Origin of the sequence: Capnocytophaga leadbetteri, from assembly GCF_003054025.1 — a bacterium.
Taxonomy (GTDB): Bacteria; Bacteroidota; Bacteroidia; order Flavobacteriales; family Flavobacteriaceae; genus Capnocytophaga; species Capnocytophaga leadbetteri.
The window spans coordinates 486,246-509,038 of the sequence record NZ_QBKG01000001.1; the positions used below are offsets into that span (position 1 = coordinate 486,246).

At 40.1% G+C, this 22,793-nt stretch carries 17 protein-coding genes, 1 tRNA gene and 1 pseudogene; 15 read left to right on the plus strand and 4 right to left on the minus strand.

The annotated features are described in order from the left end of the window. Positions 1-133: 133 nt before the first annotated feature. A complete protein-coding gene (hemA, locus tag C8P65_RS02375; RefSeq protein WP_425430552.1) occupies positions 134-1,378 on the plus strand; it encodes a glutamyl-tRNA reductase in 1,245 nt (414 codons plus the stop codon). A 98-nt stretch (positions 1,379-1,476) separates the two neighbouring features. Here hemA and C8P65_RS02380 read toward each other — a convergent pair whose 3' ends face one another. Both C8P65_RS02380 and C8P65_RS02385 read right to left on the minus strand, forming a co-directional pair. Beyond that, complete coding sequence (locus tag C8P65_RS02380; protein ID WP_107781164.1) at positions 1,477-2,229, minus strand: murein L,D-transpeptidase catalytic domain family protein; 753 nt, start codon at positions 2,227-2,229, stop codon at positions 1,477-1,479. 108 nt (positions 2,230-2,337) lie between these two features. Further along, a complete protein-coding gene (locus C8P65_RS02385; protein ID WP_107780979.1) occupies positions 2,338-4,449 on the minus strand; it encodes a TonB-dependent receptor in 2,112 nt (703 codons plus the stop codon). A 274-nt stretch (positions 4,450-4,723) separates the two neighbouring features. Here C8P65_RS02385 and topA point away from each other — a divergent pair, with 274 nt between their 5' ends. The 5 genes from topA to trxA all read left to right on the plus strand — a co-directional run bounded on the left by topA (position 4,724) and on the right by trxA (position 9,811). Further along, complete coding sequence (gene topA / locus C8P65_RS02390) at positions 4,724-7,186, plus strand: type I DNA topoisomerase (RefSeq protein ID WP_107780981.1); 2,463 nt, start codon at positions 4,724-4,726, stop codon at positions 7,184-7,186. A gap of 3 nt (positions 7,187-7,189) precedes the next feature. Then, positions 7,190-7,513: a HipA N-terminal domain-containing protein gene (locus C8P65_RS02395; protein WP_107780983.1), complete on the plus strand. Its 324-nt coding sequence runs from the start codon at positions 7,190-7,192 to the stop codon at positions 7,511-7,513. Beyond that, the gene (locus C8P65_RS02400; protein WP_107780985.1) at positions 7,513-8,466 is read left to right on the plus strand and encodes a type II toxin-antitoxin system HipA family toxin; all 954 of its coding nucleotides are present in this window, start codon (positions 7,513-7,515) and stop codon (positions 8,464-8,466) included. Before C8P65_RS02395 ends, C8P65_RS02400 begins: the two co-directional genes overlap by 1 nt. Before the next feature lie 96 nt (positions 8,467-8,562). Beyond that, positions 8,563-9,384, plus strand: coding sequence for a proline and serine-rich protein 1 family protein (locus C8P65_RS02405; RefSeq protein WP_107780987.1), 822 nt, complete (start codon positions 8,563-8,565; stop codon positions 9,382-9,384). 109 nt (positions 9,385-9,493) lie between these two features. Next, positions 9,494-9,811, plus strand: a complete 318-nt coding sequence (gene trxA, locus C8P65_RS02410) for a thioredoxin (RefSeq protein ID WP_009388751.1) — start codon at positions 9,494-9,496, stop codon at positions 9,809-9,811. Positions 9,812-9,900: 89 nt separating this feature from the next. On the opposite strand, the gene C8P65_RS02415 is transcribed toward trxA, so the two are convergent. Both C8P65_RS02415 and greA read right to left on the minus strand, forming a co-directional pair. Beyond that, a complete protein-coding gene (locus C8P65_RS02415; RefSeq protein ID WP_095913258.1) occupies positions 9,901-10,287 on the minus strand; it encodes an HIT family protein in 387 nt (128 codons plus the stop codon). Between the two features lie 23 nt (positions 10,288-10,310). Further along, positions 10,311-10,784, minus strand: a complete 474-nt coding sequence (greA, locus tag C8P65_RS02420; RefSeq protein ID WP_009388749.1) for a transcription elongation factor GreA — start codon at positions 10,782-10,784, stop codon at positions 10,311-10,313. A gap of 215 nt (positions 10,785-10,999) precedes the next feature. On the opposite strand from greA, the gene C8P65_RS02425 reads away from it, so the two are divergent. From C8P65_RS02425 to C8P65_RS02465, 9 genes and pseudogenes are all read left to right on the plus strand, one after another. Continuing rightward, entirely contained in the window at positions 11,000-14,074 is a 3,075-nt protein-coding gene (locus C8P65_RS02425) for a SusC/RagA family TonB-linked outer membrane protein (RefSeq protein ID WP_107780989.1), read from the plus strand. A 6-nt stretch (positions 14,075-14,080) separates the two neighbouring features. Next, positions 14,081-15,685 (plus strand): RagB/SusD family nutrient uptake outer membrane protein, encoded by a 1,605-nt coding sequence (locus C8P65_RS02430; protein ID WP_107780991.1) that lies wholly within the window; start codon positions 14,081-14,083, stop codon positions 15,683-15,685. Between the two features lie 75 nt (positions 15,686-15,760). Further along, positions 15,761-16,975: pseudogene (locus tag C8P65_RS02435) on the plus strand (DUF6051 family protein). After that, positions 16,968-18,017: a PDDEXK nuclease domain-containing protein gene (locus C8P65_RS02440; protein WP_107780993.1), complete on the plus strand. Its 1,050-nt coding sequence runs from the start codon at positions 16,968-16,970 to the stop codon at positions 18,015-18,017. Before C8P65_RS02435 ends, C8P65_RS02440 begins: the two are co-directional and overlap by 8 nt. A 6-nt stretch (positions 18,018-18,023) precedes the next feature. Beyond that, on the plus strand, positions 18,024-19,661 hold the full coding sequence (locus C8P65_RS02445) for a DUF6138 family protein (RefSeq protein WP_107780995.1): 1,638 nt from the start codon (positions 18,024-18,026) through the stop codon (positions 19,659-19,661). Then, positions 19,662-20,423 (plus strand): TatD family hydrolase, encoded by a 762-nt coding sequence (locus C8P65_RS02450; protein ID WP_107780997.1) that lies wholly within the window; start codon positions 19,662-19,664, stop codon positions 20,421-20,423. A gap of 63 nt (positions 20,424-20,486) precedes the next feature. Continuing rightward, positions 20,487-21,620, plus strand: a complete 1,134-nt coding sequence (locus C8P65_RS02455) for a 1-acyl-sn-glycerol-3-phosphate acyltransferase (RefSeq protein ID WP_107780999.1) — start codon at positions 20,487-20,489, stop codon at positions 21,618-21,620. Next, positions 21,607-22,635, plus strand: coding sequence for an asparaginase (locus C8P65_RS02460; RefSeq protein WP_107781001.1), 1,029 nt, complete (start codon positions 21,607-21,609; stop codon positions 22,633-22,635). Before C8P65_RS02455 ends, C8P65_RS02460 begins: the two co-directional genes overlap by 14 nt. Positions 22,636-22,698: 63 nt before the next feature. After that, positions 22,699-22,786, plus strand: a tRNA-Ser gene (locus C8P65_RS02465). The last annotated feature ends 7 nt before the right edge of the window (positions 22,787-22,793 follow it).

Consider the following 22,793-nt stretch of genomic DNA (forward strand, 5'->3'; position numbering starts at 1 on the left):
CTAATTATTTAGATTGTTTACATATTTTTAGTTTCCTCAATAAAAGTTCGCAGCATCCTATGTTATTTGTTGCGAACTTATTATTTTTGCAGTCACAAACATAACTATTCATATTTCAATCACTAAAGAGATTATGATACCCACTATATCTAAAAATAAGAACTTTTATTGTATAGGACTTAGCTACCTAAAAGCTGATGCTACTATGCGCGGAATGTTTAGTCTTACCCCTGAAAACAAAGAAGCACTGCTTACACAAGCCCGCAGTGAAGGCTTTGAGGAGTTGCTGGTTATCTCTACTTGTAATCGTACAGAACTCTATGGCTATGCTGACCATCCTTTTCAGCTTATTCAGTTGTTGTGTGAGTACTCTAAGGGTTCTGTAGATGATTTTCAGAAGGTAGGATATGTTAATAAAGGTAAAGAGGCGGTACAACATCTTTTTGAGGTAGGTACAGGTTTAAATAGCCAGATATTGGGTGATTTTGAGATTATAGGGCAGATGAAGCAAGCCTTTGCACTCTCTCGCGATAAGGGGCTCGCTAATGCTTTCTTAGAGCGTTTAATGAATAGCGTGATTAATGCTAGTAAACGTATTAAGAACGAGACAGTCCTCTCTTCAGGTGCAGCTTCGGTGTCTTTTACTGCAGTGCAGTATATTATGCAGAATGTAGCAGAAGTATCGCAAAAGAATATTCTTCTCTTTGGGGTAGGCAAGATAGGTAGGAATACTTGCGAAAACCTTATCAAACACACACAAAATAAACATATTACTCTTATCAATCGCACACGCGAGAAAGCAGAACAAGTAGCAGGCAAGTTCAATGTGATAGTGAAAGATTTTGCTGACTTATCTGCTGAAATAGCCCAAACTGATGTGTTAGTGGTTGCAACAGGCGCAAGTGCCCCTACAGTATATAAAGACTCTATTCCTACTGATAGACCTATCCTCATATTAGATTTGTCAATCCCTAAGAATGTGGATGAACAAGTGAAAACACTTCCTAACGTTACGCTTATTCATATGGACGAACTTTCTAAGCGCAAAGATGAGGCTTTAGAGCGCCGCAAAGAAGCTATCCCACAGGCTTTACAGATTATTGAGGAGGTAAAAGAAGAGTTCTTACATTGGCTTGATAATAGAAAGTTTGCACCTACAATTAAGGCTCTAAAAGCTAAGTTAGAGGCACTCAAAGAAGCAGAGTTAGACTTTCATCGCAAGAAGATAGATAACTTCAACGAACAACAAGCCGAAATGCTAGCTAACCGTATTATACAGAAGATTACTACGCAGTTTGTTAATCATCTCAAAGATACCTCTTCTTTAGAAGAAAGTATCAGTTGGCTACAAGAAGTATTTCAATTAGAAGAAGATTAAGCAGATTAGCTACTAATTAAGCAAATCAAAAAAGAGCTATCCTATTTTATTAGGATAGCTCTTTTTGTTTAGGAATAGTAATCAATAAGTATTTTAGATTAGAATACAGACTCTACTGGTTCGTCTTCTATTAGCTTCAATACATTCAAGTATTTAGATGTTTTTAAATACTTTGCATCATTGTAGTAAGCGAAAATCATCGTTTTTTCTTTGATGGTTTCAATTACTTGTTTGTAGATGTTTTCAGGTAGTGCAGGGCAACCCAAACTTCTTCCCATACGCCCGTTGCGCGCTATGTAATCTTCATTAGCATAGTCAGCTGCGTGTACTACTACCGAGCGTTTAGCCAAGTTGCTGTTATACCCCTTTTCATCACCGTGAAGTATAAGGCTATAGCCATTTCCTCCGTTATAAGTGTTGCCAGTGATATAAAACCCTATACTACTCTTGTTAGACTCTACCGCGTCAGAAAAAGAAGTAGCCATACGTTCGCCACTCTTTTTGCCGTGTGCCACATACGTGTAATACACTATCTTCATCTTCTCTAAGTCGATAGTGTAAAAACGTTTGCTGTTACAATCTTTAGTGAAATCAATAATAGAAAACAGCTCTTTGTTGTTTAAGCGGTGCTGTTTCTTCATTGTCTGATACCCAATATACGCATACCGAAAAGCAGTAAAGCTAAGGGCATATTGGGCTGCATTTAGCTCATTGTACAGCTCTTTGATGTTCAATTCTGCCTTTTTTAGGGCTAACTGTCTCTCTTTGCTCAACCCTGTTTGGGCATTGCTAAAATACAAAAATGTACTTAAGATAAAAATGAGGACTAAAAAAAGGTACCTTTTGTTCATAGTGTTGTTCAAGATGTTTGTGTTAAGAAATCATTGCTGGTGCAAATGTAGTGTATTTTTCTTATACAATATATATTTCTGTCCAAGTTTAACAATAAATTAACAGTTTTAGGGCAATTGGTTCAGTATTTCATCGCTTCTATCTTTGCCTATACTGATAAACCAACCAAGCATATACGAGCGTTTGTAGGGTAGGGTTACCGGCAGTCGGTAGCTACCATCGCGCGAGTACCGATAGTTAAAAATAGGAGTTTCTCCCGTCAGATTGTTTACTGAAAATACCATAGTGTGAAACACCCCTTTCCCTTTGCGCAAAAGGGCGATGTTAGCATTCACGTTTTGTTGTACAGGTGTGATGTCCGATAAGAAAACAGGGTTATTAGGGTTTTCATATGGGCGACCGCTACTCACTGAGTACGACCCTCCTACAAATAGCCCTAATTCTTCAAAAAAGTACTTCAACACCACATTACCTGTATGAGGCGTAGCAAAGGTAGGCTGAGCCGCTACAGGATAGTGCAAAAACTGTCGCTCGGTATTTAGATAACTGTATGAAAACCAGTATTCTAAGCCCTTCACACTCTTAGCATCGCGCCAGAACAAATCTATCCCACTCGCATACCCCTTGCCAGTGCTGTTAGGTAGGGTAGGGGTGCGATAAGCCAATAAGTGACTATAAGGCTTGTGGTATCCTTCTATCCGAAATACACGTCGGTCTCTATTGTACTGAAAGTTAGCGATGTAGTGAGTGGCTTTGCTAAAGGTTAAGTGCTGATAATAAGCCAAATAACTCTCCATAGGTCGTTGGCTGTACTCACCTACTGAAAAGTTTAGCTGGTGGTACTTCCCACTTTTGTAGGCAACTGAGGCTCGTGGCAATACCACAGCTTTATTGAGCTGTTGGTCGTATTCAGTGCGCAAACCCGTTTGTAGCATTAGTTTTTTCGTGAGTCCTATCGCAGCGCTTCCCCATATAGCCGTATTATAGTCGTTTCCATAGCTACTTTGGTAGGCAAATCCTTCCATACCCATTTCAGCATTGATATTATTAGTCAAAGCGCCCGAGGCCATTGCCCTAAATTGGTGTTGCAGAGCATAATTATCGCTATATAGCAGTCCATTGGTTATTTTATCGCGGTTGTAATTCAGTCCGTAGCCGGTATACAGCTTCCAGTCGCTCGCAATGTCGCGCGTGTACGTTAGTATCGAAACAGCATTAGCATTCTTAGACTCGTACGGTTGTTTGCTGCCGGGCACCTCTACGCTCAGCTGATTGATAGCCTGCCGCATTATATTGCCATAACCATACCATTTCAGAAAGCCATTCCCCGAAGTGTTCTGCCTAAAAGTACCCGAAAGTAGCATACTCTCAGGAGCTTTCAGCCATTCTACTGACTGTTTTACTATTTGATGATAAGGTCTGAAATTGAAATAACCCACGTCAAAACCACCCGAACGTGTTTCTGTTTTACTCAAAAAGTCGTGACCTACTTGCGCACCGTACGGCAATAGGGCTATCACTGTCGAGGGTTTGCTGGGGTGGTCGTTGGTCTCTAACGATAGCACAGACGACAGGGCGTTGCCATACTGAGCCGAATAACCGCCTGTATTAAAGATAATCCCTTTGAAAATATGCGGCGAAAACCGGTTCCGCTGTGCCACCTCCGGCACCCCTGCATAAAAAGGATTTAGTATATCAAGCCCGTCAATGGTCACCTTGCTTTCCTCGCTGCTCCCTCCACGCACGAATAGCAAACCACTTTCGCCTACCTGCTGCGTGCCAGGCAGAGTGATAAGCGTACTGATAATATCGTCATTCCCCCCAGGGGTCGTACTCACATCCATAGTGTTCAGCACTACAGCGCGCTTGCGGTCATCTACGCCAAAAACTCCCCCTGTCAGCACTACCTCGTCCAAAGCAGCCTCTTTCTCCGTCATCGTGATAAGCAGGTCAGGCATATGAGTCTGCAAGGTTAGCGAGAGGGTCGCATCGTTCATACCTAAGTATTTACACATCAACACCACATTCCCTTTTTGTTGAGTAACGAACTGAAAGCGTCCTTCTTCATCACTACTTGTCCCTTCTATAGTGCCCTGCAAGAAAACGTTCACGCCCATTATAGGAGTGCGTTTTTCATCAACAATCTTCCCCCGTAAGGTGATTTGCGTATAGCCAGAGGCAGATAAAAAGAGTAAAAAGAAGAATGTTAAATATTTCATAAGTATTATTGTGTGATAATAGCCGCAAAGGTAAAAAATATTTATCAAACAACAATGAATAAATACTGATTATTTCTTTTTATCGCCACCCTATACAAAGGATATAGGAAGGATATAGGATGAGCGAACGATGAGCGAAGGATAAGCGAACAAAAGTCGGCGAGCTGGCGCAGCCGAGTATGTGACGAAAAATAAGCGAAGTGCAAAACAACTTTTTGTCATTTATAATTATCTTAGTATCTTTGCCGCCGTAATTTACTAAAAAGACAAGCGTATGGCTAAGAATGTAGTGATTGTAGAGTCGCCTGCTAAGGCTAAAACCATTGAAAAGTTCTTAGGTAAGGACTACAAAGTAGTGTCGAGTTATGGGCATATAGCCGATCTGCCTTCTAACGAGCTGGGGGTAGACATCGAGCACGGTTTTAAACCCCACTACCTGATTTCTAACGACAAGAAAAAGTTAGTAAAAGACCTCAAAGCACTAACCACTGCTGCCGAAACGGTATGGTTAGCATCCGATGAAGACCGCGAAGGGGAAGCCATTGCATGGCACTTGTCAGAATCACTCAAACTTAAGCCCGAAAATACCAAACGCATCGTTTTCAACTCCATTACTAAGTCTGCTATCGAGCACGCTATCAAGCACCCGCGCGGTATAGATTATAACTTGGTAAACGCCCAACAAGCACGCCGTGTCTTAGACCGCTTAGTGGGCTACGAACTATCGCCTGTACTGTGGAAAAAGATAAAAAGCGGACTCTCAGCAGGGCGCGTACAGTCAGTAGCTGTACGTTTGATAGTAGAGCGCGAACGCGAAATTCAAGACTTCAAAAGTCATTCTACTTATAAAATTACAGCCGAATTTATCACTTCTGAAGGAAAAGTAGTCAAAGCCTCGCTACCCAAAACCTTTGATAGCCAAGCCGAAGCCGAAGCTTTTCTTCAGCAAAATGTAGGCGCACAGTTCAAGGTAGCTTCACTCGAAAAGAAGCCTGCTAAAAAATCGCCTGCCCCTCCTTTCACTACATCTACCTTACAGCAAGAGGCAGCGCGCAAACTGCATTTCTCGGTTAGCAAAACGATGACCGTAGCCCAACGCTTGTACGAGTCAGGGTTTATTACTTATATGCGTACCGATAGTGTAAATCTATCAGCCGAAGCCCTAAACACTGCCAAAAACGCTATTGTGCAACTCTTTGGCGAGAGCTACAGCCAAACGCGCAATTTTGCTACCAAAAGCAAAGGGGCACAAGAGGCGCACGAAGCCATTCGCCCTACCGATATGAGTCGCCCTACCATAGCAGCTGAGCCTGACCAGAACAAGCTGTACGAACTGATATGGAAGCGTACCCTCGCCTCGCAAATGGCTGATGCTCAGTTAGAGCGCACTACCGTTAAGATAGCAGCCGACAAGCACGACGAACAGTTTGTGGCTACCGGCGAGATGATACAATTCGACGGATTTCTCAAAGTATATTTAGAGAGCAGCGATGATGAAGACGAAGAGCAAGAAGGAATGCTGCCTAACCTTAAGAAAGGTGAGCCGCTAACCGACCGTAATATTACCGCTACCCAACGTTTTAGCCGTCCTCAACCGCGTTATACCGAGGCGTCGTTAGTTAAGAAGTTAGAAGAATTAGGTATCGGTAGGCCGTCTACTTATGCGCCTACCATTTCTACTATACAAAACCGAGGCTATGTAGAGCGCAGTGCCTTAGAGGGCGAAGTGCGCTATTACGAGCAACTTATCTTGCAGAAAGGCATCATAAAGGCGCAAACACTTAACGAGAAAGTGGGGGCTGACAAGGGGAAACTCATTCCTACTGATATAGGAAGTGTAGTAAATGATTTCTTAGTATCGCACTTTGAAACGGTGATGAACTACAATTTCACGGCGCAAGTAGAAAATAGCTTCGACCAGATAGCCGAAGGGGCTGAAAACTGGACGGAGATGCTCGCTGATTTTTACTCTCGTTTTCACCCTATTGTCGAAAATGTAGAGAAAAACACAGGCCGCGAGACTGGCGAGCGTGTGCTGGGTACCGACCCTAAGAGTGGTCGCCCTTTAAGCGTGCGTTTAGGTAGATATGGGGCAATGGCGCAAATTGGTAATCCCGATGATGCCGAAAAGCCTATTTATGCCAGCCTACTAAGTGGTATGTCTATCGAGACAATCACTTTTGAAGAAGCACTCAAACTCTTCGAATTGCCTCGCCAACTGGGTACTATCGACGGCAAGAATGTCGAAGTGAATGTCGGCAAATTTGGCCCTTATGTACATTACGGCGATGCTTTTATATCACTTGCTAAAGGCGAAGATGTGTTTAGCGTAACTTTTGAGCGCGCCCAAGAGCTTATCAACGAAAAGAAAAAAGCCGATGCGCCTATAGCCACTTACGACGGATTGGAAGTTGTTAAAGGTGTCGGACGTTTTGGACCATTTATTAAGTGGAACAATATGTACATCAATGTCACTAAGAAGTACAATTTCGACCGTCTAACGGCGGAAGAGGTAGCCGAACTGATAGAGAGCAAGCTCCAAAAAGAGTCAGAAAAGGTAGTAAAACAGTGGGACGAAGGCGAGATACGCATCGAGAAAGCTCGTTGGGGGCGTTTTACTCTCATTAAAGGCAAAACCAAAGTAGAGTTAGGCAAAGACACTAACATAGAAACCTTTACTAAAGAGCAAGCCCTTGCCCTATTAGCCGAAAAAGAACCTAAAAAGAAAAAGAAATAAAAAATGAGGCAAGCAGCAGTGTTGTATAATAAAGAACGGGCAGGTGTCCTTACACAACACGATGACGCATCGTTTACCTTTACGTATGATGATGCGTGGTATGCCGATGCCTCTAAGCCTGCCATAAGTCTTAGCTTTCCTAAAAGCCAACAAAACTACCACGCCGATTATTTCTTTCCATTTTTCTTTCATCTATTACCCGAAGGCAAAAACAGAGTACGTGCGTGTAAGTATTTTAGGATAGATATAGACGATGATTTTGGACTGCTGATGACCGTAGCCCAAAACGATACCATAGGGGCTATAACCGTAAAACCTATATACTGATGAAAACGCTTAATGTATGTCCGTGCACCCTGTCAGAGGGCTATCACAGCTATTCGCCTGAGGCTTTACAACGCTTATTTGGGGGCGAAAAGGTGTCGCCACAGCTGTCGTTTTCACTCAAAACTCCTAAGGGGAAGGGCATACCGGCATCGCTTTCTATTTCAGGTTATCAAGAAAAGTATGGTTTGCGCTTGCAGGGCAATACTCTAGTGCTAAACGAGCAGGAGGGGCGCAGTACTCATATATTAAAGCCTATTAGCGAAATGCCCAAAAACGAAGCTTTTGCTCCTGCTAATGAGCACCTAACTATGCAGATAGCCCAGCAGGTTTTTGGTATAGAGACAGCCGAGAGTGCTCTTGTTTTCTTTGCTGACGGCACACCTGCTTACCTTACTAAGCGCTTTGATGTAGCCCCTAATGGCCAGAGATATGCAGTTGAAGACTTTGCTTCGCTACTTGGCAAAACGCCTCAAACACACGGCACAGATTATAAGTACACAGGTGCTTATTCAGACCTTTTTGCGGTGCTGAAACAGTATGCCACCGACTGGCAGACCGAAAGTCAGAAACTTTTTGCACTTATCCTTTTCAATTATCTATTCTCTAATGGCGATGCACATCTGAAGAACTTTTCGCTCATAGCGCGCCAACAAGGACAGTTTACGCTATCACCTGCTTACGACTTGCTTAACACCGCACTTCACATAGAAGACCCTCCTTTTGCTCTCAAAGACGGACTTTATCCGGCAGCACAAGGGAAGTTAATACAGCAGTTTTATCAGTTAGGCGAAAAAGTAGGCTTAGCAGCTACTACTGTCAGTGCCCTTATTAGCAAACTTACCTCACAAAGTGAACAAGTGCTTAGCCTTGTAGCCCGCTCATTCTTAAGCGAGCGCCTCAAGCGTAGCTATATACAGTATTACCAGCGCAGGGTTAAGAAATTAGCAAATTGACAAATTGACAAATTAGCAAATTGACAAATTGGCAAATCGACAAATCGACTTTGGCACAGATTTAGATAGGTATTCATAAAATAAGAATTTATTACGATGAAAAAAGCACTTCTTATATTATTAGGCGCATTATCCTCAGCGGCGTGGTCGCAAGAGGTAGGAGCTGCCGGACGCTTGCTGCAAAACGAATATCAACAGCAGCGACAAGCCCGTAGTGTGATAGGGCGTGGCGGCATATCAGTAAACATTGATTGGGATTACGACTATAACCGAGGGTATGCCGAAGTATTTATACGTATCCCTGAGCGTGGTCGCTATACGGTCAGTATAGGCGAACAAGAGATTACCAATGCCAATGGTATGTATCGCTTTTTCGACCTTGCGGCGGTATCTCAACCGTTGAGCATTTGGCAAGGGCGTAATCTTATTTATCGTGTAACTATCAATCCTCGCGACAATACCCGTATGGTGATGGACTTTTTCTCCCGACAAGGGCTTTACCTTTTAGACGAGATAAACCTGTCTAACAACCAGCCCTCTTATCACGGCAGTCAGTGGAATGATGTGTGGAATCGCGCTTATGGGCAAGCACCTGCTTATCCGCACGGAGGCTATCAACCGATGCCCCCAATGCCGGCAAGCGAGTTCGATAAGTTTGCCAAAATGTATAAAAAACAATCTTTTGATGATGATAAGCTCTCTTTTTTCCGTGCGCAGAAAAATATGCTGATGCTCTCAACAGAACAGGTAGCCCAATTAGTGAAACCATTAGCATTTGGCGATAACAAGCTCGCTTTGGCTAAAGAGGCATACAGCCGTGTGGTAGATCCTCAGAACTACTATTTGCTGTTAGATAGTTTCACTTTCTTGTCAGAAAAAGAAGAATTTAAGAACTTCTTATCAGAAGTACAGCGATAGAGTATTTATAGCAGTATAATAAAAAACTATCGTTTTTATAGGCGAAATACAATTAAAGTTTGTAATTTTGCCCCAGAATTTAAATAAAACACAAAAATATATTTTAAAGATGGCATTAGAAATAACAGATGGAAATTTTGAAGAGTTGGTGCTAAAAAGCAGCCAACCAGTATTAGTAGATTTTTGGGCAGTATGGTGCGGACCTTGCCGTATGTTAGGCCCTGTAATAGAAGAAATTGCTAAAGAATACGAAGGTAAAGTAGTAGTAGGTAAGCTAGATGTAGATAATAACCAAGACTTCGCAGGTAAGTATGGTATCCGCAATATCCCTACTGTATTAGTATTCAAAGATGGTGAAGTAGTAGGCAGACAAGTAGGCGTAGCTCCTAAAAAGACCTACACCGATGCATTAGACTCTTTATTGTAGTTAATTGCCTGTCGTACACAACCAAAAAAGGCTATCAACAACTAATTTAATTGTTGATAGCCTTTTTTGTATTCAGCTTAGGCAGTAAGCTATAATGCTTTGCGCACTTTCTCAGAGAGTTCTTTAAACTCTTCATCAGTAAGTTTTACTTTGTGTTGGAAGGTCATTTCCTTCATTTCGCTGATAGGGATAAGGTGTACATGCACATGGGGTACTTCTAAGCCTACTACAGCTACTCCTATGCGCTCGCAGGGTACCACTTTCTCAAGGGCTTTAGCTACCCGTTTAGAGAAAGTCATTAGGCGCAAATAGTGGTCATCGTCCATATCAAAGATATAGCTGATTTCCTGCTTAGGCACACATAGGGTATGCCCTTTAGCATTAGGGTTAATATCAAAGAAGGCGATAAACTCATCGTCTTCAGCTACCTTATAACAAGGTATCTCCCCGTTGATTATTTTGGTAAATACGCTCATATTAGTTAGTTATTTAGTTGTTATTATCTGGTTATTTCTAGTACTTCCATTTTTAGGGTGCCGTTAGGTACTTTTATCTCGGCTATTTCGCCTACTGATTTCCCTAACAGACCTTTACCGATAGGTGAACTTACTGATATTTTGCCCGCCTTAAGGTCAGCTTCACTTTCAGCCACGAGGGTGTAAGTAAGTTGCATATTGTTAGCCAAGTTTTTAAGTTTAACGGTAGAGAGTACTAACACTTTACTTACATCTAACTGCGATTCGTCTATGATACGAGCATTAGCTACAAGCTTTTCAAGTTTAGCTATTTTCATTTCCAACAGACCTTGGGCTTCTTTAGCAGCATCGTACTCAGCATTTTCCGATAGGTCACCTTTATCGCGAGCTTCGGCTATTGCTTGCGAAGCGCGAGGGCGTTCTACATCTTTCAACTGATTAAGCTCATCGCGTAGCTTTTTCATTCCTTCAGCGGTGTAATATGATACTTTTTCCATTTTTCTTACTTGTGTTTTGATTAAAAAAATAAAAAAATCCTCACAAGTCTGTACTGAGGATTTCTGCGGGCAAAGGTAATACTTTTTTTTGAAATAGCAAAATTCTGATAATTAGTAAATTCCTCGTTAGCAATTAATCAATAAAAAATTTGCATATTTCAGTTTTTTTTAGAAAACTTTGCCCCTTAATTAGTCAGATACATTTACTAATATCTATGAAGTTAAAATTTACAATTGTTTTATGCTTTTTATTTGCCTCTATAGGCAATCTTTTCGCCCAAAACCTCGAAGTATCAGGGGTTGTAAAAGATGACAAGGGCGAGCCCTTATTGGGCGTTTTCGTACTCATCAAGGGTACTCAGCGCGGTGCTTCTACTGATTTAGATGGGCATTACACACTACACACTAAGGTAGGCGATGTATTGTTGTTTTCTTTCCTCGGAATGAAATCAGTAGAAAAGAAAGTAACCGCTAATTCTAAGCTGCTTAATGTTACTATGGTAGAGGATGTACAAGAGTTAGAGGGTACCGTAGTAATGGGCTATAGTGGCAAGAAAGTCGCTAGCCGTACGGTGGCATCAGTAGCCACAGTACAAGGTAAAGAAATAGCTGATATACCAGGAGGTAATGTCATAGATGCCTTGCAAGGTAAGGTAGCGGGTATGGTGGTAACTACTGATTCGGGTACTCCAGGTAGTGCTTCATCAGTACTTATTCACGGTTTCAACTCTTTTGCCTCGATGTTAGAAAGTAAAGATCAACAACTTAAAGCTAATAGCCCTCTTTATATAGTAGATGGGGTGCCTGTGGATAGCAGTGTAATGACCATACTTAATCCTGCAGATTTTGAGAGCGTAAGCATACTAAAAGATGCAGCTTCAACCTCTATTTATGGGGCGCGTGCTGCCAATGGGGTTATACTTATCACTACCAAAAGAGGAAAACGCAATGAGCGTACTAATATTACTATCAATCACCAATTAGGGGTAACAGCCCTTACTAACGTAACGCGTAAATATTTAGATAAATTAGCTACTCCTCGCGAGTATATGGACTTTTGGTTGCTTAAATCGCCTAGCGAAATAGTAGCAGCAGGTAACCGACTTGGTTATACCGAAACTGACCCCGCTGCAGTAGCTAACCGTATATTGGCAGATTACCCCTATAATACTCGTTGGGATAAGGTATTCTTACGCGATTTCGTGCCTACCTCTCGTACTGATATAGCAGCTTCAGGGGGCAATGAACATACTACTTATTATGTGTCTTTAGGCTATCTAAACCAAGAGGGAATGCGCAAAAGTTCTAAGTTTAACAGATATAATGCTTCGTTAAATGTAGACACTCAAGTAGCCGATTGGCTAAAAGGGGGCTTATCATTTTCTTATGCACATAGCGATAACGATATATATACTAACCCGTTTGAGTCTGAAGCTGAAATATTAGCTTTACCTTTCTATAGTCCTACTGATAAAAATGGTAAAACAAAAGATTTTATAAATGCTATTAACGGGGCGCGCAATGGTTTTTACCACCCCGACTATATAGCTAAAAACTATTTAAACAAAGGCTTTGTAGATGATATTATGCCTATAGGTTACCTAACCTTAGAGCCTATTAAAAATTTAACCCTAAAAACACAAGCTGGTATACAATATACCATTAGTGAAGGTGAGATAAAGGGGCCTATGCCTTCGTTTATCAACTACAAAACGGGAGCTTCACAAGCTGTTGGGCGCGTAGAAAGAGATATGCAGAAATCTATTCAGAAAACCTATACGAATCTCTTGCAATATAAATTCGACCTTGCGCAGAAACATCTTTTTGATGTTTTATTGGGGCAAGAATCAATAGAAAATACAGGCTATGGATTTTCAGCATCATCTCAAGGGCAGCCTTCGGAAGCTCTAATGATGCTCGCTCACGGTAATCAGGAAAAAAATGTAAGAGACAACAAGAGTGTAAGTACTTTTAACTCGTTTTTCTCTCGTTTAGAGTACTCTTATAATAATCGTTATTTCTTAGACCTTTCAGCCAGACGCGATGGTTCTTCAGCCTTTATAAAAAATCACCGTTATCAAAACTTTTGGGCTGTAGGGGCTATGTGGAAAGCTAAAGAAGAGAAATTTTTGCAAAAAGTAGATTGGCTAACTGACCTTAATTTCCGTTTCAGTACAGGTATAGCGGGTAGTGCTCGTATCGGTGATTATAGAAATATGATACTTGCTGAAGCTGATAACAGCGTTACCTATAATGGGCAATTGAGTTTCAGATTAGCACAAGTATTAGGTAATCCTAATTTAGTGTGGGAAGAGCAACGCAAAAGTACCTTTGGAGTGAATTTTGTGTTAGCAGCAGGCAATACCTCGTTTAACATAGAATATTACGACCGTCATACCTATAACACACTTTCTACACGCGAGCTTAATTCTATATTTGGCTATACGCGTATTCCTGACAATATAGGTGATATGCAAAACAGAGGTATTGACTTCTCTTTTGCTACTACTGCCTATCGCGATAGAGATAAGAGAATATCAGTGCGCCCTTACTTGAATATGAATTATAATAGTCAGAAAATCACTAACATATCTTATGGTAAGCCTTATGCGCTTAACAGAGAGTCTTATATGGGCTATAAAGTAGGGAAAGCAGCAGAATGGGTGTTGCCTATTTTTAAGGGTATTGACAATAATGGCGATGCCCAGTGGTATGAAGCAGGTGATGATAAGTTAGAAACACAAATGGACGATAGCAAGGTAACTAAAACTTATAACCCAGTTGCTTTAGCTCAAAGTACAGGCAAGAAAAGATATGCACCTATCAACGGAGGTTTTGGTTGTGATGCTACTTATAAAGATTTTTCGTTAAGTGTAACTTTTGCTTATTCAATAGGTAAATATAATGTTAACGAAGATAAGGCTACGCTGCTAAACCCAGGTTATTTTGGCGTTAAAAATATTAGTAAAGATTTGTTTAACTATTGGAAACAACCAGGTGATGATACTGAAATACCTCGTTTAGATAGTGATGTGCTAATGTGGAAAGATAGCCGTATCCTCGAAAAAGCAGACTATCTGCGAATGAAGAATATTAACTTGAGCTACAACCTGCCACAAACAACTATCGACCAGCTGAAAATAGTAAAAGCTATCAGACTATCTGTTTCAGCTCAAAATATCTTTACCCTTACCAAGTTTAGTGGTGTAGACCCTGACTATACAAGAGGTATTATAGGAGGGTATCCTCCTACCAGACAATATACCTTTGGTGTTGAACTTAAATTTTAATAGAATATGAAGAAATACAATATTATATTTTTATTATCAATAATAGCTTTATTATTAAACAGTTGCTTTAGTTTAGATCAAGAACCTTACGACAACGCAAGGGCAGGCAATACTTTTAATAACGCTAAAGAAGTACGCAATTGGTTAAACGGTATATATAATACTATTCGCGATAATACACAAGGAGAGACAATGTACCTAACCGATCTACAAGCTGATTATCTGAACCTTACAATACAGTCCAGAAAGCCAGTACTCAGAGATTTTCAACGTTATGGTGAACTTAACTCATCAAATTTAAATATTGCAAGAATCTGGAATACGTATTATAATATTATTGCTAATACTAATATAGCAATAGAAAGTACCTCTAATAAAGAACAACAGGAAGATATAAGACCGCTACGAGGCGAACTTTATTTGAGTCGTGCTTATTGCTACAGCTATTTGGCAACTCATTTCTGCAAACCTTATAATGCTAATACTGCCAATACAGATTTAGGCTTGCCTTTAGTAGATGAAAATAGCAACTACCAGCAAACGCCTCCGCGCAGTAGTTTAGCTGTTACTTATAAGTTTATATTAGATGATATAGATAAAGCTATATCCTTGCTCTCAAACCAAGCAGGAAGAATGGGGGCTAATACTTTTACGGTAGATGCAGCTAAAGCGCTCAAGGCACGTATGTTATTGTACAAAACTGATTGGGCACAAGCCCTTCAAGTAGCAGAAGAGCTTATAAATACACATACCTACCCCTTAGCTAATAGCCAAAGTGAATTAGAGGCTATTTGGAAGGATGATAATCCTAAAGAAACTATTACCCAGCTATTTGCAGGTATCAGTAGTAGTGGAAACTTAGAAAGACCTGTAGGTGAGAACGACCTTTATTTATTTGAAGATAAAAACAACGTTTTCCCTTTCCCTTCTTTTCCTCCACTACCTGAGTGTGGGGGTAATCGTCAGTATTTAGCAGTACCTAATGTTGTGCCTACAGGGGCTTTTGTTAATTTATTTGATAGTGCTGATTGGCGTAAGTCTGTATATATTAAGCAAGAAGATTTAGCTACAGATATGCCCGATCCTTTTGATTTTATCAATCCTTGTCCGCCAGAGAAGTTAGCCTATTTAGTAAATAAATATCCGCGCAGCGAGCATCTTAGCTTAGAGAATGATTTCTTTTTGTACTACGGACATAAACCGGTACTTTTTCGCATAGCCGAAATATATCTTATAGCAGCCGAAGCAGCCTATAAAGCTAATAATGAAACAAAGGCAAAAAACTATTTAAACGAATTGCGACACGCACGCGGACTTACAACAACTAATGATATTGCCACTAGTGGAGCTGCTCTTTTTACTGACATTCAGAACGAGCGTAATCGTGAACTTTGTTTTGAAGGTTTCCGCTTGTTTGACCTTAATCGTTGGGGGTTAGGAGTGCAAAGAGGTACCCCTCAAAACCTAACTTTTAACCTGTTAGTTACTTCGCCTGCTAACGAACTTACCGAGCTTAATCTGCCTGCAGGTTATTACAAAATGGTATGGCCTATTCCTCAAACACTTATAGACTTTGAAAATGGGCGTTGGCAACAAAATCCTAATTGGTAATCCTATAATTAGCAAATTAGCAAATTTTCACATTTGCTAATTTGCTAATTTTCTAATTTTCTAATTTATAAAAATATGGAATACTATCAATTACACAACCGACTAAAAGAAGCGTTTGATACGCATACTGATATTGCTATACCCGAATTAGGGGTACGCATCACGCACGCTCCTTTCTTCTCCGAGGGGGCTAAGTATTATCTGCCTGGTAGCGAACACTTATTCTGCAAAGAGCATAACCTTGCATTTACCTCACAGAGTAGTCATACCCAAGACGACCTCGACTGGGTGGACTATGAGGTAGAATGTAATATTCATTTCACTTACCATATAGTACAACCTTTAGATGAGCGAAAGACCGATGGGGTGATTATTATCTTTCACGGGCTGAATGAAAAGAAATGGGATAAGTATTTGCCTTAGGCATACGCCCTTAGTAAGCGTACAGGCAAGGCAGTGATTCTCTTTCCGATAGCTTTTCATATGAATCGTGCTCCTGAACGTTGGAGTTCGCGCCAAGAGATGTACCCTATTGCCCAAAAGCGTATGGCAGAATATCCTGACAACTCTGATACTTCTTATGTAAATGCGGCTATTTCTACGCGTTTAGACGCTTTTCCTCAACGACTTTTCTGGTCAGGCTTGCAAACGTATAACGACATAGTGCAGCTCATAACCGACCTAAGAGCAGGTGCACTGCCAAATATCACTTCAACAGCTACGGTCGACCTTTTTGGTTACTCTATAGGTTCTTTTCTCTCCGTAATACTGATGATGGCTAACCCTAAGGGCTATTTCACAAATGCTAAGCTTTTTTGCTTTTGTGGAGGTATGACCATCGACCGAATGTTCCCTATTTCTAAATACATAATGGACGGACGGGCAGCTATCACTATGCAGAAAACCTTTGCTGAATTGCTTAGTACTGATTTCAGAAATGACTCGCGATTGAAGCACTATCAGGATAGTAATTTACACTTTGAAGAAGGTTGGTTTAAAACAATGCTTAGGTATAACTATTATCAAAAAGAAAGAGAGAATCGTTTTTCAGAACTTGAAAATCAAATTAAGGCATTGGTGTTAGAGAAAGATGAGGTAACGCCTCCTGCAGAGGCTCTCAATACCCTAAAAGGAGGCTATCGCAATATTGATATAGAGGTACAGATAGACGATTACGATTACCCTTATACCCATATGAACCCCTTTGCCCTCACCACCAAAAACGCTCCACAAGTAACCGAAGCCTTTAATCGTTTCATAACAACTGCTACCAAGTTTTATAATGGATGATATTATTAATACTACCGATTACAAAGATTGGCTACAATCTTTAAAGAGAAGAATACAGCAAAGCCAAATAAAAGCAGCTATACAAGTAAATAGTGAGTTGCTAAGTCTTTATTGGCAAATGGGAAAAGACATTGTTGAAAAACAAGCGCAAGCTAAGTGGGGCGATGGTTTTTTGCAGACACTTAGCGCTGATTTGAGTAAGATGTTCCCTAAAATGAAAGGTTTTTCAGAAAGGAATCTTAGGTATTGTAAGAAGTTCTATCTATTTTATAATCAGAAGAATATATTTCTGCACCAACTTGGTGCAGAAATGCCTGATGATTTCTTTTTGTTTCAAATACCTTGGAGACATCAAGTAGAAATTATCACAAAGTGTAGAACTGTTGAAGAAGCAACTTTCTACGTTTATAAAACAATAGAAAACCACTGGAGTCGGTCGGTATTGGAACATCAAATAGAGCTGAATTTATATGAGCGACAAGGGAAAGCTATTACCAATTTTCAGCAACAGTTACCTATTGCTACTTCTGATTTAGCTCAGGAACTTACTAAAGACCCTTATGTATTTGATTTTCTTTCAATAACTGGAAGCTATACTGAAAAAGAACTTCAACAATATTTGGAAGATCAAATGACGAAGTTTCTATTAGAACTTGGTAAAGGTTTTTGTTTTTATGGGAAACAAGTGCATATAAATGTAGGAGGAGATGATTTTTATATTGATTTGCTTTTTTATAATGTACAACTGCACTGTTATGTAGTGGTTGAACTTAAAACAATCAAGTTTAAGCCAGAACACATAGGACAATTAAAATTTTATGTAACAGCAATAAATAGACAGTTGCGCACTGAAGCTGACAATCCTACTATTGGGTTGTTAATCTGCAAAAATAAAAATGATGTAGTAGCTGAATATACCTTAGATGATATACATAATCCGATAGGTATTTCATCTTATAAATTATTTGATGAGTTATCAAAAGATTATAAATCATCTTTGCCAAGTATTGAAGAAATAGAAAAACAACTAAATATAAACTAATTAATAATGAACACAGAAAGCATTATCAAAGAAATTCTACCAGGGGTAGCTGCTACCTTTGACCGATTAGACCTCCCTAAAAAGCCTTATGGCAGAGATGAACTCTGGGAAGGCATCACCGATTATTTAAAAATCAAGCAACGAAAGGACAAAATAGAGTTTCATAATACACCTGAAGAATATTCGGGTAGTCCTTCTGTTACCATCAAAGACTTTGACCAGCTTCCTGATGATTTTATAGACAATGAGTTGCTTCCTGCTTTGGAAGAACAACTTACTCAAATGTTCTTCAACCCTGAGTTTTATTATCGCTTTGAGTACAAACTTACCTTAGTGTTTGATTTTCTTTCAGCCACTGGGCATCACGCCCGCAAACAAGTGCGATTGGAACACCCCGAGCGCAAGGCAGAACTCAAAGAGCGTTTGGATACCTATGTACAAAAGGTAATCTATGAAGCTACCGAGAAAATGAAAGAGAAGGAAGTGCATACTTTCTTTGATAAGTTCTTTGATTTTGAACTTACAGGCTATAGTGAGGATAAGGTGGTTGAAATCCTCAATAAAGGCATAACCCTCATAGATCCTAAGTGGAAAAAGACTTTAAAAGAATATCAATGGTGCTTGCTCTACCATACACGAGAGTGGAAAGAAAAGGTTTTTATGAAACTATATTACAAGATAAAAGGAGAAGATTGGTCAAAAAAATATACACTCAAGGAAGGTTTGCAAGCAAAAGATATAGATAACGCCAAACTAAACCTATTTGTGGCACAAGCCCTTTGGCGTATCAAATACAAAGAATATAGCTGGGATGTAAAGTTTGCTTGTGAGGATTTAGAGCGAGCCGCTAAGGAATTAGGTTCTAAAAAAGCAGCGATGTACCTCAAAGAGGGGACAGGCATCTTGCCTAATGAGCTTATCCATTATAAGGATAGTGAAGTGGAATGTGATGCGAATGATGTTTTTGCTGAAATCAGTGTGAAAATCAAACAAGAGTCGGCTACGGCTTATGACAAAGCATTAGATTTTATCATCGCCCTGCTCAAAGCCGATTTCCCTGCCAGCTACTATATCAAGTTCAGCAGTAAAGCCTCTAAACAGTTTTTAGACATCAAAGGCATTGCAAAATCGCCTACTCATCGCTTTTTTGCTCAAGCACTGCAATACGAGGAGTTGCGCCCTAAATTGGTAGCTTATGCTGAGGCGGCTATGAAAGAATTTCAGTGGTATAATGATGTAGAAGAAGGCGATAAAAGCTGTATGCCGGGTAGTTATGCAGTCTTTGGTTTAGGCTTGATAGGAGAGGAGTATTTCCCATTAGTTAGCAAATACTTTGAACTGTTGGACGACGAGCACCAAATGGTACATAAATACTTTGTGAGTGCCCTTATCGACCGTTATGGGGTGAATGAAAAATCCTTACCACTTATTTGCCAAGGAATCACTTCTGCACAGTTTGATATGGTGTTTAAGAATTTGGAAAAAGAAATGGAAAAGCCAGAGAACAAGCAGTTACTCACGAACTTTCTCAAAGAAAAAGAAGCCTTCTTTATTGCTAACAAAGAACCCGGTTTCTACAAATATTACGAAGAAGATATCTATTACGCGATCTATGGCAAGCAATGGAAGAAAAAGATAAACTAAATGATAGACACCCATACACACCTATACTCAGAAGAGTTTGATAATGATCGTGCTGCGGTGATAGCACGAGCAAAAGCAGCAGGCGTAACGCATTGCTTTATTCCTGCTATAGACAGTATTTATACTGACCGAATGTTCGCCCTAAAAAATGATTATCCTGACTATGTGTTCCTAATGAACGGTCTACACCCTTGTAATGTAAAGGAGAATTATAAAGAGGAGCTTGCTCACGTAGAAAACTTGATGCCTACCCATCACTTTTGTGCTATTGGCGAAATAGGTATTGACCTTTATTGGGATAAAACTTTTCTCAAAGAGCAACAAGAAGCTTTTGCTTGGCAGATACAGTTAGCTAAAAAACACAAACTGCCTATTGTCATTCACTGTCGAGAGGCTTTTGAGGAAGTATTTGAGGTGTTAGAAAGTGAGAAGGGAGATGACCTCTTTGGTATCTTTCACTGCTTTACCGGCACTGAGGAGCAAGCCCACCGCGCGATAGGCTACGGACTGCATTTAGGAATAGGAGGGGTAGTAACTTTTAAGAACGGAAAGCTCGACCAATTTTTAAAAAATATAGATTTACAACATCTCGTTTTAGAAACTGATAGCCCTTATTTAGCACCAGTACCTTATCGCGGAAAGCGTAATGAAAGTGCTTATATAGTGCAAGTTATGCAAAAACTATCAGATATATACGCCCTGCCAGAAAGCGAAATAGAACGCATCACCAATGCCAATGCTACAAAAATATTTCATCTTTAAGTTGGTGTTAATTAATATTTTTTATAACTTTGCTCTTCATTATGCAAAAACAAGAACGCTAAAATGACCGATTATTTTAAGTCCATACGCCCTTTTTACGATAATGAGGTGCCAGAAGCCCTTAGCCAAATCAAGGATCATCACCTAATTAAGGCTATGTTGGCGTATGCTTTCCCCGAACTTTCACCTGATGAGCGTACGGCTAAACTATTGGCTTGCCAAACAGTAGCTGACTTTCAGGTGCATATTATGCTAAGAGTGGTGGTGAAGGCTATGGAAAAGACGATTTCGGAATTTACATACGACGGATTTGACCAACTCAACTCAGAGCAAGCATACGTATTTATTTCCAACCACCGCGATATTATTCTTGATACCTCGCTGCTAAATGTAGCTTTAGATCGCCATCACCTACCGATGACAGCCTCGGCTATGGGCGATAATCTCATCAAAAAGAAGCATCTAAAAATATTAGCGATGCTCAATCGGAATATTATCATCTACCGCAGTCTGCCTCCGCGAGAAGCCTTAGAGCATTCGCGCTTAGTGTCAGAATACATACACCACTGTATTAGCGATGAGAAACGAAATGTATGGCTTGCCCAACGAGAGGGGCGTACTAAAAATGGTGATGACCGCACTCAGCAGGGCGTACTAAAAATGCTTACACTTAGTGCTCCCGACCATATATCGCCTTTGCAATATCTAAAAACTCTAAATGTAGTGCCTATGTCAATCTCATACGAGTTTGACCCTACTGATGCGCTAAAAATACCAGCCCTAATGGCTCAGCACTACGGACAAGAATACGTAAAATCGCCTCAAGAAGATTTTGAAAATATCTTACAAGGCTTAATAGGGCAAAAAGGCCGCGTACATATATCGGTAGGAAAACCTCTATCGGCTGAGTTAGATGCTATAGAGGCTGAGCACCAACATATTAATAAGCAGTTGCAAGCCTTAGCGGAATGTTTAGATACCGCTATACATAAGCAGTACAAACTTTTTCCGGCTAACTATATAGCCTACGACCTACTGCACCACACCCAGCAGTACAAAGAACAATACAACGAAAAAGAATACAGACAATTTGAACGCCGGATGAACAACCGAAGCAAATCAGACGATATATCTCAAGAAAAATTCTTAGAGATGTACGCCAATCCTGTAAAGAACAAAATCAATGGAAACCAATAATTCAAAAGTACTGCTTATCTACACCGGAGGAACTATCGGTATGATAAAGGATTACCAAACGGGAGTGCTACGCGCCTTTGAGTTTGACAATCTTTATAGCAGGATACCAGAACTCTCGCATTTAGATTGTGAGATTTCAGTACATTCGTTTGAAAAAGTAATCGACTCATCAGATATGAACCCTCAGCATTGGGTGAGCATAGCCGAAGTGATAGAAAAAGAATACCAGCATTATGATGGATTTGTAGTATTACACGGCAGTGATACGATGAGTTACTCTGCTTCAGCATTGAGTTTTATGCTGCAAGGGCTTGCTAAACCTGTGATATTTACTGGTTCGCAGCTTCCCATAGGCGACTTGCGTACAGATGCTAAAGAAAATCTTATCACCTCTATACAGTTGGCAGCTCTAAAAGAAAATGGTGTGTCGGTAATACAAGAGGTTGGACTCTATTTTGAATACAAACTCTATCGCGGCAACCGTACTACTAAGGTAAATGCTGAGCACTTTCAAGCTTTCACTTCGATGAACTACCCAATATTAGTAGAAAGTGGGGTACATCTAAAAATAATGAAAGACAATCTGCTAAAAGGAAAAGCTAAAGACCAATTGGAAGTGTGGAAAGAATTTGAGCAGAACGTAGCTATTATTAAGATATTTCCAGGTATTACCTCTGAGTTATTAAATGCTTTTTTCAATATACCCCACTTAAAAGGAGTAGTGTTAGAAACGTATGGCTCTGGTAATGCTCCTACATACGACTGGTTTTTAGAAGCACTAAGGACAACTATACAGAGAGGAATACCTATAATAAATGTGACGCAATGCTCAGGAGGAAGCGTAATAATGGGCAAATACGAGGCGAGTGAAGCCCTCAGACAGATGGGTATTATAGATGGAAAAGACATTACAACCGAGTCTGCCATAACAAAATTAATGATTTTATTAAAGAAAAATATTTCTCCTAATTTGTTCAAAATCAAGTTTGAAGAGAGTTTAGCAGGTGAAATTTAGTAAAAAATTAAGAAAAAAATTTGTGGGATAAAAAAATATTTTGTTACTTTGGCATTCGGAAATAGAGAGGTGTCCGAGTGGTTGAAGGAGTACGCCTGGAAAGTGTATATGCGCCAAAAGTGTATCGAGGGTTCGAATCCCTTCCTCTCTGCTTCTCG

Excerpts from the sequence above, each read along its gene's own strand:
- C8P65_RS02450 (WP_107780997.1), top strand. The coding sequence starts at position 19,662 with ATGATAGACACCCATACACACCTATACTCAGAAGAGTTTGATAATGAT.
- C8P65_RS02385 (WP_107780979.1), bottom strand. The coding sequence starts at position 4,449 with ATGAAATATTTAACATTCTTCTTTTTACTCTTTTTATCTGCCTCTGGC.
- C8P65_RS02445 (WP_107780995.1), top strand. The coding sequence starts at position 18,024 with ATGAACACAGAAAGCATTATCAAAGAAATTCTACCAGGGGTAGCTGCT.
- C8P65_RS02460 (WP_107781001.1), top strand. The coding sequence starts at position 21,607 with ATGGAAACCAATAATTCAAAAGTACTGCTTATCTACACCGGAGGAACT.
- C8P65_RS02395 (WP_107780983.1), top strand. The coding sequence starts at position 7,190 with ATGAGGCAAGCAGCAGTGTTGTATAATAAAGAACGGGCAGGTGTCCTT.
- C8P65_RS02415 (WP_095913258.1), bottom strand. The coding sequence starts at position 10,287 with ATGAGCGTATTTACCAAAATAATCAACGGGGAGATACCTTGTTATAAG.
- topA (WP_107780981.1), top strand. The coding sequence starts at position 4,724 with ATGGCTAAGAATGTAGTGATTGTAGAGTCGCCTGCTAAGGCTAAAACC.
- C8P65_RS02400 (WP_107780985.1), top strand. The coding sequence starts at position 7,513 with ATGAAAACGCTTAATGTATGTCCGTGCACCCTGTCAGAGGGCTATCAC.
- C8P65_RS02425 (WP_107780989.1), top strand. The coding sequence starts at position 11,000 with ATGAAGTTAAAATTTACAATTGTTTTATGCTTTTTATTTGCCTCTATA.
- C8P65_RS02455 (WP_107780999.1), top strand. The coding sequence starts at position 20,487 with ATGACCGATTATTTTAAGTCCATACGCCCTTTTTACGATAATGAGGTG.
- greA (WP_009388749.1), bottom strand. The coding sequence starts at position 10,784 with ATGGAAAAAGTATCATATTACACCGCTGAAGGAATGAAAAAGCTACGC.
- C8P65_RS02440 (WP_107780993.1), top strand. The coding sequence starts at position 16,968 with ATGGATGATATTATTAATACTACCGATTACAAAGATTGGCTACAATCT.
- C8P65_RS02430 (WP_107780991.1), top strand. The coding sequence starts at position 14,081 with ATGAAGAAATACAATATTATATTTTTATTATCAATAATAGCTTTATTA.
- C8P65_RS02405 (WP_107780987.1), top strand. The coding sequence starts at position 8,563 with ATGAAAAAAGCACTTCTTATATTATTAGGCGCATTATCCTCAGCGGCG.
- C8P65_RS02380 (WP_107781164.1), bottom strand. The coding sequence starts at position 2,229 with ATGAACAAAAGGTACCTTTTTTTAGTCCTCATTTTTATCTTAAGTACA.
- hemA (WP_425430552.1), top strand. The coding sequence starts at position 134 with ATGATACCCACTATATCTAAAAATAAGAACTTTTATTGTATAGGACTT.
- trxA (WP_009388751.1), top strand. The coding sequence starts at position 9,494 with ATGGCATTAGAAATAACAGATGGAAATTTTGAAGAGTTGGTGCTAAAA.